Genomic DNA, 13,469 nt, shown 5'->3' with positions numbered 1-13,469 from the left:
CTGCGCGCCTGAGGGGCCCTACGCTTCCCCGCCGATCCCGGTCTTGAGGGAGCGGACCTTGTCCAGATGGCCCTGGAGGAACGCCGAGGCCTCCTCGATGCCGCCGTTCTCCACCAGGTCCAGCAGGCGTAGATGCTCGCGGGCCTGGTGGGTCAGCCGGGAGCGGTCGACCTGGTGGCGGTACTCGATCAGACGGCGCAGCCGGTTCTGCCGCCGTACGGCGTCCAGCAGGAACTGATTCCCCGAGCAGCCCACCAGCATCTCGTGGAACGAGGCGTTGACCTGGAACAGTTCGGCCCGGGGCAGCAGCAGGATGTCCCCGCACAGCAGCGCCTCCTGCTGCCGCCGGTGCCGCGCGAACGCCTCGGTGTCCACGGCGAAGCCGGGCTCCAGCAGCGCCGCGGGCTCGATGATCATCCGAAAGCGGTAGCTCTGGTCGTGCGCCTCGACGGTGGTGAGCACATGCTGGAACTCCCAGCCACGGCCCCCGGCCCGGCGGCGCACCAGGTCCTCACCGTCCATCCGGGCCAGCACCCGGTCGGCCTGGCGCGGTGTCAGCTGATAGCGGCGGCTGATGTCGGCGGCGGTGAACGAGCCGGTGAAGCGGCCGCCGACGTAGTCGTCGGCGATCCGGAAATACGCCTCCTGCTCGACGTCCGTGTCCCCGGACAGATCGGGCCGGGTCAGGGTGGCCGCGCTGCGGGACAGGAAGAAGCCGCGGTTCGGGACCCGGGTGAGGATGCCGACCTCGGTGAGGAAGACCATGGCCTTGCGCACGGGGGTGCGCGAGACCTCCAGCGCGTCGGCCGCCCACTGCTCGGTGACGTGGGCCCCTTCCTCGAGGCCGCTGTGGCGGACGAGGTCCACCAGACGGGTGGCGATGGAGGTGGTCAGGTTCGGCCGCGACATCAGCCCCTGCGCTCTTCACGTGGTGGACGAGGACACTTCATCCTAAGAGGTCCGGGCCTCCTGGGGGGTCCGCGAGAAGACGACGCACACGGGCGATCCCGTGGACAGCACCTCGCCGGTGTGCCGGTCGGCGTCCAGGCCCTCGGCACCATCCCGCGCAAGAGCGGGAAGGCCGGCCGCGGCGCGGTCGACGTTCCCGTGTCCTTCGGCGGCGTCACCTTCACCCCCGGTGGCCTCCTCCACGCCGACGAGGACGGAGTCGTCCTGCTGCCGACCGCGTGACCGACCTCCGTTGAAGTCTCCCGTGCCTCACGAGGTGTCGGCCGGGTTCGGTCGAGACGGTTGACACTCCCGCGGGGCTCGCTGACCATGCGCAAGGTGGGAGCGCTCCCATCTCCCGGCTCCCGCCGTCCTGTCCCTGTCGTCGGCACGGCCCGCCCCGAAGGAGACCCACGCGCATGACTCCGAGACCCAGGCCCGTGACTCCGAGAACCACGCGCATGACTCCCAGGCCCCGGCGCATGACCGCGAGAGCCGCGCCGGCGGCCGTGGTGCTGCTGGTGGCCGCCGCCGGTCTGGCCGGTCCCGGCCAGGCGAGCGCGTTACCGGGCGGGGGAGCGCGGTCCGTCGCCTCCTCCGCCGCCCCGGAGGGCCCCGCCCTCAGCGTCGACGCCACCACCGGCCGCAAGGCGATCGACCCGCACATCTACGGAATCAACTTCGCCGACGAGGCGCTGGCCCGGGAACTGCGCCTGCCGGTCCGCCGGTGGGGCGGCAACGCCACCACCCGCTACAACTACAAGCTCGACGCGTACAACGCGGGCGCCGACTGGTACTTCGAGAACCTGTACTACGAGAACGGCACCGCCGACCTGCCGAACGGCTCGGAGGCCGACAAGTTCGTCGAGCAGAACCGCCGCACCGGCACCGACACCGTGCTGACCGTGCCGATGAGCGGCTGGACGACCGCGGCCCGCAACGCCGCCTGCGGCTTCAGCATCGCCAAGTACGGCCCGCAGAAGGCCAGCGACGCCCAGTGGCGCCCGGACTGCGGCAACGGTGTGAAGGCCGATGGCACGAACGTCACCGGCAACGACCCGGCCGAAACCAGCGTCCCCGCCGGTCCGGAGTTCACCAAGGACTGGGTGCAGTACCTGAACCGCACCTACGGCACCGCGGACGACGGCGGCGTCCGCTTCTACAACCTCGACAACGAGCCCGACCTGTGGTGGAGCACCCACCGGGACGTCCACCCGCAGGGCACGGGCTATGACGAGATGCGCGAGCGCACCTACGCCACCGCCAACGCCATCAAGGACGCCGACCCGGGGGCGAAGACCCTCGGCCCGGTCGGCTGGGGCTTCAACTCCCTGATCTACTCCGGCCTGGACCAGAAGACCTGCAACGAGAAGGGCGGCGACTGCTGGTCCGACCCGCCGGACCGGGCGGCCCACGGCGGGCAGCTGTTCGCCCCCTGGTACCTCCAGCAGATGAAGGCGTACGAGCAGAGCCACGGCCGCCGCGTCCTGGACTACTTCGACGAGCACATCTACCCCCAGCAGACCGGGGTGTTCGGCGACAACGTGGACGCGGCCACCCAGGCGCTGCGGCTGCGCTCCACGCGGCAGCTGTGGGACCCCACGTACGTGGACGAGAGCTGGATCAACCAGCCCGTCCAGTTCATCCCGCGCATGCGCTCCCTGGTCGACGAGAACTACCCGGGCACCAAGCTCGCCATCACCGAGTACAACTGGGGCGCGCTGGACCACATCAACGGGGCCCTCGCCCAGGCCGATGTGCTCGGCATCTTCGGCCGGGAGGGGCTGGACCTCGCCACCCTGTGGGATCCACCGACCTCCACCGAGCCGGGCGCCTTCGCCTTCCGCATGTTCCGCAACTACGACGGCGACGGCGGCTCCTTCGGCGACACCTCGGTCCACGCCGCCAGCGCCGACCAGGACAAGCTCGCGGTCTACGCGGCTCAGCGCAGCGGCGACAAGGCGCTGACCATGATCGTCGTCAACAAGACCACCGGCGATCTGACCGCCCCGGTGTCCATCACCGGCGGTACCGCGCCGGGCGGTTCGGCGCAGGTCTACCGGTACGGTCAGGACGACGTCACCGCGATCAAGCACCTCGCCGATCAGCCGCTGACCGACGGCGGTTTCACCACCACCTTCCCGGCCTACTCCATCACCGAGTACGTCCTGCCCGCCGGATCCTCCGAGGCGAAGCCGCCCACCGCGCCCGGCACCCCGTCCGCCACCGCCGTCGGTTCCGACCGGGCCACCCTCACCTGGGGCGCGTCCACCGCCGGGTCGTCCCCGGTGGCGAGCTACCAGGTGTACTCCGGCGACACCACCGGCGCCCCGGTCGCCACGGTCGACGCCCCCGCCACGAGCGCCACCGTCACCGGGCTGTCCCCGGCCACCGCCTACACCTTCCGCGTCGTGGCCAAGGACACCGCGGGCCGCAGCTCCCCGCCATCGGCCCCGGTCCGGGTGACCACCGCCACGGCCCCGGCGGCCACCTGCACCGTCGGCTACGCGGTGGGCAACGACTGGGGCACCGGCTTCACGGCTACCGCCACCATCACCAACAAGGGCCCCGCGCTGAACGGCTGGCGTCTCGGCTTCTCCTTCACCGGCAACCAGAAGGTGACAGCCGGCTGGAACGGCACCTGGCGCCAGAACGCCACCGCGGTCACCGTCGACGACGCGGGCTGGAACGCCTCCCTGGCCACCGGCGGCTCCACCACGGTCGGCTTCAACGGCTCCTACGCCGGCGGCAACCCCGCGCCACGGGACTTCACCCTGAACGGCAAGCCGTGCACCGCCCCCGGCACCGCGGCCGCCGCCCGCATCGCGGCCCCGGCCGGCCACGCGCCCGGCGCGGCGGCGGTGCCGAACCGGAGGAGGGCGCGGTGACCGTGTACCGGCCCGGGCGCACGCACCCGCTCAAGGCCGCACGACGCGGCGCGGGTCACGCCTGATCGCACACATGCTCGATTACCTGGGTACACTGCCGGTATGGGCGCGTATCTCCAGGGCTCGCTCTTCGACCAGTCCGACGACGCCGTGCTCGGCCCCCTGCGCGGGGTGCGCAGGACCGAGCTGGGGGACGGGGCCTGGATCGATCTGCTGACCGGATGGCTGCGGGGAGCCGACGACCTGTTCGTGCGGCTCGCCGCGGACGTCCCCTGGAAGGCCGAGCGGCGGCGGATGTACGACCGCACCGTGGACGTCCCGCGGCTGCTCGCCTTCTACGGCGCCGACGACACCCTGCCCCACCCCGTCCTCACCGAGGCCCGGGACGCGCTCTGCGCGTACTACGCCGCCGAGCTGGGGGAACCGTTCACCACGGCCGGGCTGTGCTACTACCGCGACGGTCACGACAGCGTGGCCTGGCACGGCGACCGGACCGGCCGCGGCAGCAGCGAGGACACCATGGTCGCCATCCTGTCCGTGGGTGCGCCACGTGATCTGCTGCTCCGCCCCCGTGGCGGCGGGGCCACCGTGCGGCGGCCGCTCGGACACGGCGATCTCATCGTGATGGGCGGCTCCTGCCAGCGCACCTGGGAACACGCCGTCCCCAAGACCTCACGGACGACGGGCCCGCGGATCAGCGTTCAGTTCCGGCCCACCGGTGTGGGGTGACAGCGCCGCTACGGGGCGGGCTTGAGGTTCTTCATCGTGAAGTGCGAGGTGACGTTCTTGACCCGGGGGATGGTCATGACGTGCCCGCTGAGGAAGGCCTCGTAGGCGGCCAGATCGGCCACGGCCACCCGCACGAAGTAGTCCGGGCTGCCGAACAGCCGACGCAGTTCGAGGACCTCCTCGGCCCGCGCCAGGGTCTGCTCCAGGTGCTGGGTGGTCTCCGCGTCCTGGGAGTCGAGGGTGAGGTCGAGCAGCACCTCGAAGGAGCGCCCCACGGCGGTGGGGTCGATGACGGCGCGGTAGCCGCGGATGACGCCGTCGGCCGTCAGCCGCTGGACCCGCCGCAGACACGGGCCGGTGGTGAGCCCGACCCGGTGGGCCAGCTCGACGTTGGTCAACCGCCCGTCGCGCTCCAGCTCGGCGATGATTGCTCGGTCCATGGCATCCATGGCTCAAAGATTGCACGATCACGCCCTTGATCAGCAATATTCGCAACCACATGGCGCGGGTTTCACGAAACGATGAGCGGGTGCGACACGACGTTCTCCCACAGACCGCGGCGCCGGATCCCGCACCGGCCCCGGACGTCCGAAGGCAACGCATCACCGCGGGGGTGCGCGACTCCTTCTCGGCGGGGCTCGGGATCTTCCCGCTGGGCATCGCGCTCGGCCTGCTGGTCATCCAGGCCGGTCTGCCGTGGTGGCTCGCCCCGGCGCTGTCCCTGTCCGCGTTCGCCGGGTCCCTGGAACTGCTCCTGGTGGGCATGGTGGCCACCGTCACGCCACTGGCCTCGGTCGCGCTGACCGTCCTGGTGGTCAACTTCCGGCATGTGTTCTACGCCTTCTCCTTCCCCCTCCACCTGGTCAGGAACCCGTTCGCGAAGGCGTACGCCGTCTACGCGATGATCGACGAGGCATACGCCGTCAGCGCCTCCCTGCCCGAGGCGGAACGCTCCGCGCACCGTCTGCTGGCCATGCAGATCGCCTGCGAGATCTACTGGGTCGGTGGCGGCCTGGCCGGGGTCGCCCTGGGAGCGGCCCTGCCCGGGCCGATCAAGGGCCTGGAGTTCGCGCTGTGCGCCCTGTTCACCGTGCTCACGCTGGACGCGTTCCGCTCACGCCACGAGATCCCCTCCGTGGCTCTGGCCGGGGCCAGTGTCACGGTCGCGCTCGTGTTCACCCCGGGGGCCGCCCTGTTCACCGCGCTGCTGCTGTTCGTCGCCCTGCTGCTGGCCCGCCACGCCCGCACCACCCGCCGCCCCGCCGAGGAGGCCACCGATGCCTAGCACCCCGTACCTGGTCGCCGTCCTCGCGATCGTCTTCACGATCACCCTCGCGCTGCGGGCCGTGCCCTTCGCGGTGCTGCGCACCCTGCGCACCTCGCCGATCGTGCGGCAGCTGTCGGCGTGGATGCCGGTGGGCATCCTCGCGATCCTCGCGGTGACCGCCCTGCACGGCAGCGTCGCCGCCGAACCGCACACCACGCCGTACGCGCTGCTCGCCGTGGCCGTCACGGCGGGCGTCCACCTCGCGCTCGGCCGCCGCACGATCCTGAGCGTCGGCATCGGCACCGCCGTCTACGTGGCGCTCGTCAACGCCCTCTGAGCCGCGAGGCGTCGCCCGGGCGGTCCCAGCTAGTCGTGCAGCGCGGTGCGCAGCGTGTCCGCCGCGAGGGTGATGGCCGCCTGCGCGGCGGGTGTCCCGCGCAGCGCGTTGAGCATGACGAAGTCGTGGATGACGCCCTGGAAGCGCACCGCGGTGACGGGGACACCGGCCGCGCGCAGCTTGTTCGCGTACGCCTCGCCCTCGTCGCGCAGGACATCGGCCTCCGCGGTGATGACGAGGGCGGCGGGCAGCCCGGCGAGCTGCTCGGCGGTGGCCCGCAGCGGGGAGGCGGTGATCTCGGCGCGTTCGCCCTCGTCGGTGGTGTACTGGTCCCAGAACCAGCGCATGCCGTCGCGGCGCAGGAAGTAGCCCGTGGCGAACTGGTGGTACGAGGCGGTGTCGAAGGCCGCGTCCGTGACCGGGTAGAACAGCACCTGCCGGCGCAGGGGCACATCGCCGCGTTCCTTGGCCATCAGGGTCAGCGCGGCGGACATGTTGCCGCCGACCGAATCCCCGGCCACCGCCAGCCGGGTGCCGTCCAGGCCCTTGCCCGCGCCGTCCCGGACGATCCACCGGGCGACCGCGTAGTTCTGCTCGATGGCGACCGGGTAGCGGGCCTCGGGGGAGAGGTCGTACTCGGGGAACACCACGGCGGCGTCCGCGCCGACGGCGAGTTCGCGCACCAGCCGGTCATGGGTGTGGGCGTTGCCGAACACCCAGCCCGCGCCGTGGAGGTAGAGGATCACCGGCAGTGTCCCGGCGGCGCCGGACGGCTTGACGATACGGACCCGGACGCTGCCGGTGGGGCCACCGGTGACGGTGATCCACTCCTCGTCGACATCCGGTTTGCCGATCTCGCCGGACTGCACCTCGTCGACGGCCTTGCGGCCCTCGGCCGGGTCGAGGTCGTACAGGTACGGCGGGTTGGCGGTCGCCTCCGCGAAGGCGGCCGCCGCCGGTTCCAGGACCGGCTGGACCGGCTCGATGCCGTCGGACATGTGTCACTCCTTGAAGCCGTGGTGTCGTACGCCGGTGGAAACCAGACAGAGTGGTTCCGGCGGCGAAGGGGGAGGGGGGCTCGTGCGGTCGCCCGGCACGAAGACTCGTCGGCAGGACGCTAGGCGCGATGCCGCGCCCCGCCTTGACCAGGGGCGCACGCCGTGTCGTCCATGAGCGCACCGGCCGGGCCGACGAGGGCCGCGGGGCCGGCGCTCCCGTCGATCGCGCGGTCGTGGGAGGCGCCCACCGGTTCCCGCCACAGCGCCTGCCATTCGCGGGGGGACATTCCGTAGGCGGCCCGGAAGACCCGGCTGAAATGGGCCGGGCTGATGAATCCCCAGTGCTGGGCCACGGCGGCGACCGTCCGGCTCGACCGGCCGCCGCGCGCCAGCTCTTTCCGGCATTCCTCCAGCCGCCGCTGCCGGATCCACCGGCCGACCGTGGTGCCCTGTTCCTGGAAAAGCTTGTGCAGATAGCGCACGGAGATTCCGTGCTGCCGCGCGATCGTTTCCGGTGAAAGCCCGGAATCCGCCAGGTGTTTGTTGATGAACGCGTGCAGGCGGGCCAGATGCGCGCGGTCCGCCCCGGCCCGCCGGTCCTCCACGTCGCGCGTGCCGAGCGAGTCGAGGGTGCCGGTCGCGAGCGTGGTCAGCAGATCCAGCAGGGTGCGGGCGAGCTGCCGCCGGATGTGCCACGGGTGGGGACCGGCGCCGCCCGCCAGCCGCGAGATGATGGGCACCAGCATGGCCGACAGCGCCGTGTCGGCGCCGATGGGCCGCGCGGTGAGGTGGCGCAGCTCGGATTCGGGCAGCCCCAGCGCCCTGCGCGGCATCACGATGACCGTCGCCCGGTACGCCTCCGGCATGACCAGGGTGAAGGGGCGCGAGGCGTCGCAGAAGGCCAGGGCTCCGGGGACGAGCGATCCCGTGCGGCCGTCCTGATGGACCGTGGAGATTCCGTCCTCCTGCAGACGGGCCATCAGGAAATCGCGGCCGTCCGCGGCGATGTGCCCCGGATTACGCGACAAAGTCAGCGGATCCGAATCGACGGCGGCTATGCGCACCGGGTCGATTTCTTCGGTCGTGATGCGGGCCGACCATCGGTCCGGCCTCTTCGGGCGCGTGTCGACGGAGAGAAGAGCGCGCGATACGGCGCCGCTCCACTGCGCCCGTTTGTCGTCCGGCGGAAGCGTCGCCGGACAATGCAGCGCGTGCCCGGCGGATAACCTGCGCTCGGCAGGCGGGTTGCCGTTCAATTCCCGCCCTCTGGCGCATTCCTGTACACCACACAGTCCTCCTCGGGTACCGTTCGCGGTCGGTGTGGAGAGCGTAGGTTCGTGCGGTGAAAGAACAGTGAAAACGGGGGCGCGTCCGGGTCCGGTGCCCCGGGCGGGTGAGTCCTTGCGGTTCGAGATCCTGGGGCCGATGCGCGCCTGGCGGTCGACGGCCGAGCTGGATCTGGGGGTTCCGCAGCAACGGGCCCTGCTGGGCCTGCTGCTGATACGGGCCGGGGAACACCTGCGGCTGAGCGAGATCGTCGACGTACTGTGGGCGGAGCGGCCTCCCGCCACCGCCGTGAACGTGGTCCACCGCTATGTCGGCCTGCTGCGCCGGCTGCTGGAGCCGGAGCTGCCGCCCCGGGCGGCGGGCACTCTGCTGCCGCGCGAGGCGGGCGGCTACCGGCTGCTGGTGGCGCGGGACTCGGTGGATCTGCTGCGCCACCGCGACCTCGCGCACCGGGCCGGGCAGGCCGCCGCCATTGGCCACCTCGAGGCGGCCCTGGAGCTGTTCACGGACGCCCTCGCCCTGTGGCGGGGCCCGGTGGCGACGGGCGTTCCGGAGCGGGTGCGCCGTCACCAGGTGTTCGGCGCCCTGGACCGCGAATACCTGGACACCGTGGCCGGGGCCGCCGATGCGGCGCTGCGCTGCGACCGGGCGGAGCGCGTGGTCGGACCGCTCCGGCAGGCCGTCACCCTCGACCCGCTGGACGAGCCGCTGCATGCCCGGCTCGTCCTGGCCCTGGCCGCGTCGGGCCACCGCGCCCAGGCCCTGGCCGTGTACGACGACATCCGCACCCGGCTGGCCGAGGACCTGGACGTCCCGCCGGGCGCCGAACTGCGCGCGGCCCACCAGCGGGTGACCGGCGCGACCGTACGACATTCCACGCCCGCGGGAGAGCGGCAGCCCCCCTGGGTACCGCCCGCCCAACTCCCCGCCGACCTCGCGGTGTTCTCCGGGCGCCGGGCGGAACTCGACCAGCTGCTCGCCATGCTGCCCGGCACCGGACAGCCCGCCGCAGCCACCGCCGCCGTCATCAGCGGCATGGCGGGGATCGGCAAGAGCACCCTGGCGGTGCACTGGGCGCACCGGATCGCCGACCGGTTCCCCGACGGACAGCTGTACCTCAACCTGCGCGGCTTCGACCCCGGCGGGCCGCCCACCCAGCCCGCGGAGGCCATCGCCGGAATGCTGCACGCCCTGGGCGTGCCCCCGCGCCACCTGCCCACCGGGCTGGACGCCCAGGCCGCGCTGTACCGCAGCCTGCTCGCCGGCCGGCGCGTCCTCGTCGTGCTGGACAACGCCCGCGACCACGACCAGGTCCGTCCGCTGCTCCCCGGCGGCCCCGGCTGCCTGGCCCTCGTCACCAGCCGCAGCCAGCTGCCGGGCCTGGTCGCCTCGGACGGGGCCGTGCCGGTGCCGCTGCGCCTGCCGCCCGCCGACGACGCCCGCGCCGCGCTGGTGCGGCGCATCGGCCACGAGCGGGCCGCCGCCGAGCCCCGGGCCGTGGAGGACATCGTCGAGCTGTGCGGCCGGCTCCCGCTGGCGCTCGCCATCGTCGCCGCCCGCGCCGCCCTCCACCCGGGTTTCCCGCTGGCCGCCGTCGCCACCGAACTCCGCCGCACCCACGGCAGCCTCGACGCCTTCGCCGACACCGGGAGCGCCATCGACGCGCGCGCCGCCTTCTCCTGGTCCTACGACGCCCTCTCCGCCGAATCCGCCCGCGCCTTCCGGCTGCTGGCCCTGCACCCCGGCCCCGACCTCACCGCCGCCGCGGCGGCGAGCCTCACCGGCCTGCCCCCGCGCCGCACCCGCACCCTGCTCGCCGAACTCACCCGGGCCCATCTCCTCACCGAACACAGCTGGGGCCGCTACGCCTTCCACGACCTGGTGCGCGCGTACGCCACCGAACTCGTCGAGGACCAGGACACCGACGCCACCCGCCGCTGCGCGCTGCACCGGATGCTCGACCACTACGTCCACACCGCCCACCCGGCCGCGCTGCTGCTCTCCCCGGACGCCGACCTCATACCGCCGGGCCCGGCGCTGCCCGGTGTCACCCCCGAAACCCTCACCGACGACCGGCAGGCCCTGGACTGGCTCACCGCCGAGTACACCGGGCTGCTCCCGGCGCTGGAACGGGCCGCCGCGTCCGGGTTCGACGCCCACCTCTGCCGGCTGGCCTGGGCCCTGGAGGCGTTCTTCGACCGGCGCGGACACTGGCACGACTGGCACACCGCCCAGCGCGCCGCGCTGGCGGCGGCGCGACGGCTGGCCGACCCGGAGTGGGAAGCCTTCGCGACACGCTCCCTCGCCCGCGTCGACGGCAGGCTCGGCCACTACGCCGAGGCGCGGACCCGCCTGGACCGGGCCGCCGAGGCGTTCGACCGGCTGGGCGACACCGTCCGGCTCGCCAACACCCACCGCAGCCTGGGCTGGACCTCCGACCAGCAGGGCGATCTCACCGCGGCCCTCGCCCACAACCAGCGGGCCCTGGACCTCTTCCGGGCGGCGGGCCACCGCGCCGCCGAGGCCCGTGTCCTGAACGCGGTGGGCTGGTACCTGTCCCTGCTGGGGCGGTACGACCAGGCCCTCGCCCACTGCGAGCAGGCCCTCGTCATGATGCGCGAAACCGGCGACCGCTACGGCGAGGCCGCCACCTGGGACAGCGTCGGCCACGCACACCACCATCTCGGCCAGTACAAACAGGCGGTCATCGGCTTCCACAACGCCCTCACCGTGTACCGGGAACTCGGGGTGCCGTACCAGGAAGCGGACACCCTGGCCCGCCTCGGCGACACCCACCACGCGACGGGGGAGCACACCACCGCCGGGGAGGCGTGGCGGCAGGCCCTCACCCTCTTCACCGAGCTGGGCAGGCCCGACGAGGCCGAACAGGTCCGCGCCCGGATGCGGGACCGCACACGCGAACGCGGCCTCGCCTGAGGACGCTCGCGAACACCACCGTGCGCGCAGGGGAAACCCCCGGTGCGCTGCCGGACAACGCGCGGCGGCCGGACCGCCCTAGCGTGCGGGACACCTGGTGACCGAGGGAGTCGGCCACCGAAGCCACGCTGTTCCCCGGAGGGTGCCGAGGTGTCCACGATGCCGGTCGGCGGGCTCGTTCCCGCCGCCACCGACGACGAGGCCGCGGACCTGATCGTCCGCAACGCGAAGGTGTACACCCAGGACCCGGCACGCCCACAGGCCGGTGCGGTCGCCATCCGCGACGGTGTGGTGCGGGCGGTCGGGGACGACGCCGACATCGCCCCGTACCTGGGCACGACGACGCGCGTGGTCGACGCGCTGGGCCGCCGGGTCGTCCCCGGACTCAACGACACCCATCTGCACGTCATCCGCGGCGGGCTCAACTACGTCCTGGAACTGCGCTGGGACGGCGTCCGCTCGCTGCGCCAGGGCCTGGCCATGCTGCGCGAGCAGGCGGCGCGCACCCCGAAGGGCCAGTGGGTGCGGGTGGTGGGCGGCTGGTCCGCCGAGCAGTTCGCCGAACGGAGGATGCCGACCGTCGCCGAACTCAACGCCGCGGCCCCCGACACCCCGGTGTTCGTCCTGCACCTCTATCAGTCGGCCCTGCTGAACCGGGCGGCCCTCACGGCGGCCGGATTCACCAAGGCCACCCCCGACCCCAAGGGCGGGCAGATCGTGCGGGGCCGGGACGGTGAGCCGACCGGCCTGCTGCTGGCCGCGCCCAGCGCCCTGATCCTGTACTCCACCCTGGCCAAGGCGCCGACGCCGCACGGCGAGGACAAGAAGACCTCCACCCGCCACTTCCTGCGGGAGCTGAACCGATTCGGGCTGACCTCGGCGATCGACGCCGCCGGAGGTTTCCAGAACTTCCCCGGCGACTACGGCACGGTGACCGAGCTGGCCGAGAGCGGCCTGCTGTCCCTGCGCATCGCCTACCACCTGTTCCCGCAGACCGCGGGCCAGGAGATCGAGGACCTGACGCGCTGGATCGAGATGGTGCGCCCCGGCGACGGGGACGCGTGGCTGCGGCTCAATGGGGCGGGGGAGAACCTCACCTGGGCCGCGGCCGACTTCGAGAACTTCGCGCAGCCCCGCCCGTACCTCACCGGCGACTACGAGGCCGACTTCGAGCAGGCGTTACGCCTGCTCATGGAGAACGGCTGGGGCTTCCGGCTGCACGCCACCTATGACGAGACCATCCGGCGCGACCTCGCCGTCTTCGAAAAACTCGCTGCCGAGGGCCTGTTCCCGGCCGGGAACAGGTGGCTGTTCGACCACGCGGAGACCGTCTCGCGGGACAGCCTCGACCGCATCGCCGCGCTCGGCGGGGCGCTGTCCGTGCAGAACCGGCTGTCGTTCCAGGGCGAGGCCTTTCTGCGCCGGTACGGAGCGGGCGCGGCGGCCGAGGCGCCGCCCCTCGCGGCGATGCTCGGCCGGGGGCTGACCGTCGGCGCCGGGACCGATGCCACCCGGGTGTCCTCGTACAACCCGTGGGTCGCCCTGCACTGGCTGGTCTCCGGCCGCTCGGCCGCGGACCTGGCGCTGCGGCCCCCGCGGAACCGGGTCGACCGGGAGACCGCGCTCGCGATGTACACCCGGGCGGGGGCCCGGCTGACCGGCGAGGACGAGGTCAAGGGCGCGCTGCGGCCGGGCTTCTACGGCGATCTGGCGATCCTGTCCGACGACTACTTCACCGTGCCCGAGCGGGATATCCCGCACATCGAATCGGTGCTGACGATCGTCGGCGGCCGCATCGTGTACGCCGCCGCCGAGTACGAGGGCCTGGACGAGGACATCCCGGCGGTCACCCCGGAGTGGAGCCCGGTGGCACGCTTCGGCGGCTATCAGGCCACGGGAGAGCGGGGCGGCTCCGGCGCCCGCCAGGCGGAGTCGCTCGGCCAGGCCGTCGCCGAGTCGGAGCAGCACCGGCGGTGGCGCGTCCGGCGCGGCGACCTCCCCGAGGACCACTCCCCGGCGTTCGACAGCTGCTTCGTGCTGTGAGCGGCGCGGGCGCGGCACGCGGCCCGCCACCCCCG

11 protein-coding genes are annotated in these 13,469 nt (G+C 72.8%); 7 read left to right on the top strand and 4 right to left on the bottom strand.

Translation table 11 applies throughout. The features are described 5' to 3' along the window. Positions 1–18: 18 nt before the first annotated feature. Positions 19–909 (bottom strand): GntR family transcriptional regulator, encoded by an 891-nt coding sequence (locus ABZ562_RS15445; RefSeq protein WP_361478647.1) that lies wholly within the window; start codon positions 907–909, stop codon positions 19–21. A 120-nt stretch (positions 910–1,029) separates the two neighbouring features. Between ABZ562_RS15445 and ABZ562_RS15440 the strand changes: the two genes are divergently transcribed. The 3 genes from ABZ562_RS15440 to ABZ562_RS15430 all read left to right on the top strand — a co-directional run bounded on the left by ABZ562_RS15440 (position 1,030) and on the right by ABZ562_RS15430 (position 4,565). After that, a complete protein-coding gene (locus tag ABZ562_RS15440) occupies positions 1,030–1,191 on the top strand; it encodes a hypothetical protein (protein WP_361478645.1) in 162 nt (53 codons plus the stop codon). Positions 1,192–1,430: 239 nt separating this feature from the next. Beyond that, positions 1,431–3,836 carry a glycoside hydrolase family 44 protein gene (locus ABZ562_RS15435; RefSeq protein WP_361478642.1) on the top strand — a complete coding sequence of 802 codons (2,406 nt, stop codon included), beginning with the start codon at positions 1,431–1,433 and terminating at the stop codon, positions 3,834–3,836. Between the two features lie 102 nt (positions 3,837–3,938). Beyond that, positions 3,939–4,565, top strand: a complete 627-nt coding sequence (locus ABZ562_RS15430) for an alpha-ketoglutarate-dependent dioxygenase AlkB (RefSeq protein ID WP_361478639.1) — start codon at positions 3,939–3,941, stop codon at positions 4,563–4,565. 8 nt (positions 4,566–4,573) lie between these two features. On the opposite strand, the gene ABZ562_RS15425 is transcribed toward ABZ562_RS15430, so the two are convergent. Beyond that, positions 4,574–5,014: an Lrp/AsnC family transcriptional regulator gene (locus ABZ562_RS15425; protein WP_361478636.1), complete on the bottom strand. Its 441-nt coding sequence runs from the start codon at positions 5,012–5,014 to the stop codon at positions 4,574–4,576. A gap of 80 nt (positions 5,015–5,094) precedes the next feature. On the opposite strand from ABZ562_RS15425, the gene ABZ562_RS15420 reads away from it, so the two are divergent. Both ABZ562_RS15420 and ABZ562_RS15415 read left to right on the top strand, forming a co-directional pair. Beyond that, on the top strand, positions 5,095–5,850 hold the full coding sequence (locus tag ABZ562_RS15420) for an AzlC family ABC transporter permease (protein ID WP_361478633.1): 756 nt from the start codon (positions 5,095–5,097) through the stop codon (positions 5,848–5,850). After that, entirely contained in the window at positions 5,843–6,169 is a 327-nt protein-coding gene (locus ABZ562_RS15415) for an AzlD domain-containing protein (RefSeq protein WP_361478630.1), read from the top strand. Before ABZ562_RS15420 ends, ABZ562_RS15415 begins: the two co-directional genes overlap by 8 nt. Positions 6,170–6,198: 29 nt before the next feature. On the opposite strand, the gene ABZ562_RS15410 is transcribed toward ABZ562_RS15415, so the two are convergent. After that, the gene (locus ABZ562_RS15410) at positions 6,199–7,167 is read right to left on the bottom strand and encodes an alpha/beta hydrolase (protein ID WP_361478627.1); all 969 of its coding nucleotides are present in this window, start codon (positions 7,165–7,167) and stop codon (positions 6,199–6,201) included. A 119-nt stretch (positions 7,168–7,286) separates the two neighbouring features. Further along, a complete protein-coding gene (locus ABZ562_RS15405) occupies positions 7,287–8,423 on the bottom strand; it encodes a helix-turn-helix domain-containing protein (RefSeq protein ID WP_361478624.1) in 1,137 nt (378 codons plus the stop codon). Positions 8,424–8,568: 145 nt separating this feature from the next. On the opposite strand from ABZ562_RS15405, the gene ABZ562_RS15400 reads away from it, so the two are divergent. Then, the gene (locus ABZ562_RS15400; RefSeq protein WP_361478621.1) at positions 8,569–11,391 is read left to right on the top strand and encodes a BTAD domain-containing putative transcriptional regulator; all 2,823 of its coding nucleotides are present in this window, start codon (positions 8,569–8,571) and stop codon (positions 11,389–11,391) included. Positions 11,392–11,550: 159 nt separating this feature from the next. Beyond that, the gene (locus ABZ562_RS15395; RefSeq protein WP_361478883.1) at positions 11,551–13,434 is read left to right on the top strand and encodes an amidohydrolase; all 1,884 of its coding nucleotides are present in this window, start codon (positions 11,551–11,553) and stop codon (positions 13,432–13,434) included. Positions 13,435–13,469 lie beyond the last annotated feature (35 nt).

Origin of the sequence: Streptomyces sp. NPDC019937 (assembly GCF_040631655.1) — a bacterium.
Taxonomy (GTDB): Bacteria; Actinomycetota; Actinomycetes; order Streptomycetales; family Streptomycetaceae; genus Streptomyces.
The sequence above is the reverse complement of the archived record's forward strand: the minus strand, read 5'-3'. Positions and strand labels throughout refer to the sequence as shown.

What these genes read in the sequence shown, in the direction of transcription:
- ABZ562_RS15445 (WP_361478647.1), bottom strand. Translation starts at nt 909, where the DNA reads ATGTCGCGGCCGAACCTGACCACCTCCATCGCCACCCGTCTGGTGGAC.
- ABZ562_RS15435 (WP_361478642.1), top strand. Translation starts at nt 1,431, where the DNA reads ATGACCGCGAGAGCCGCGCCGGCGGCCGTGGTGCTGCTGGTGGCCGCC.
- ABZ562_RS15430 (WP_361478639.1), top strand. Translation starts at nt 3,939, where the DNA reads ATGGGCGCGTATCTCCAGGGCTCGCTCTTCGACCAGTCCGACGACGCC.
- ABZ562_RS15425 (WP_361478636.1), bottom strand. Translation starts at nt 5,014, where the DNA reads ATGGATGCCATGGACCGAGCAATCATCGCCGAGCTGGAGCGCGACGGG.
- ABZ562_RS15415 (WP_361478630.1), top strand. Translation starts at nt 5,843, where the DNA reads ATGCCTAGCACCCCGTACCTGGTCGCCGTCCTCGCGATCGTCTTCACG.
- ABZ562_RS15410 (WP_361478627.1), bottom strand. Translation starts at nt 7,167, where the DNA reads ATGTCCGACGGCATCGAGCCGGTCCAGCCGGTCCTGGAACCGGCGGCG.
- ABZ562_RS15395 (WP_361478883.1), top strand. Translation starts at nt 11,551, where the DNA reads ATGCCGGTCGGCGGGCTCGTTCCCGCCGCCACCGACGACGAGGCCGCG.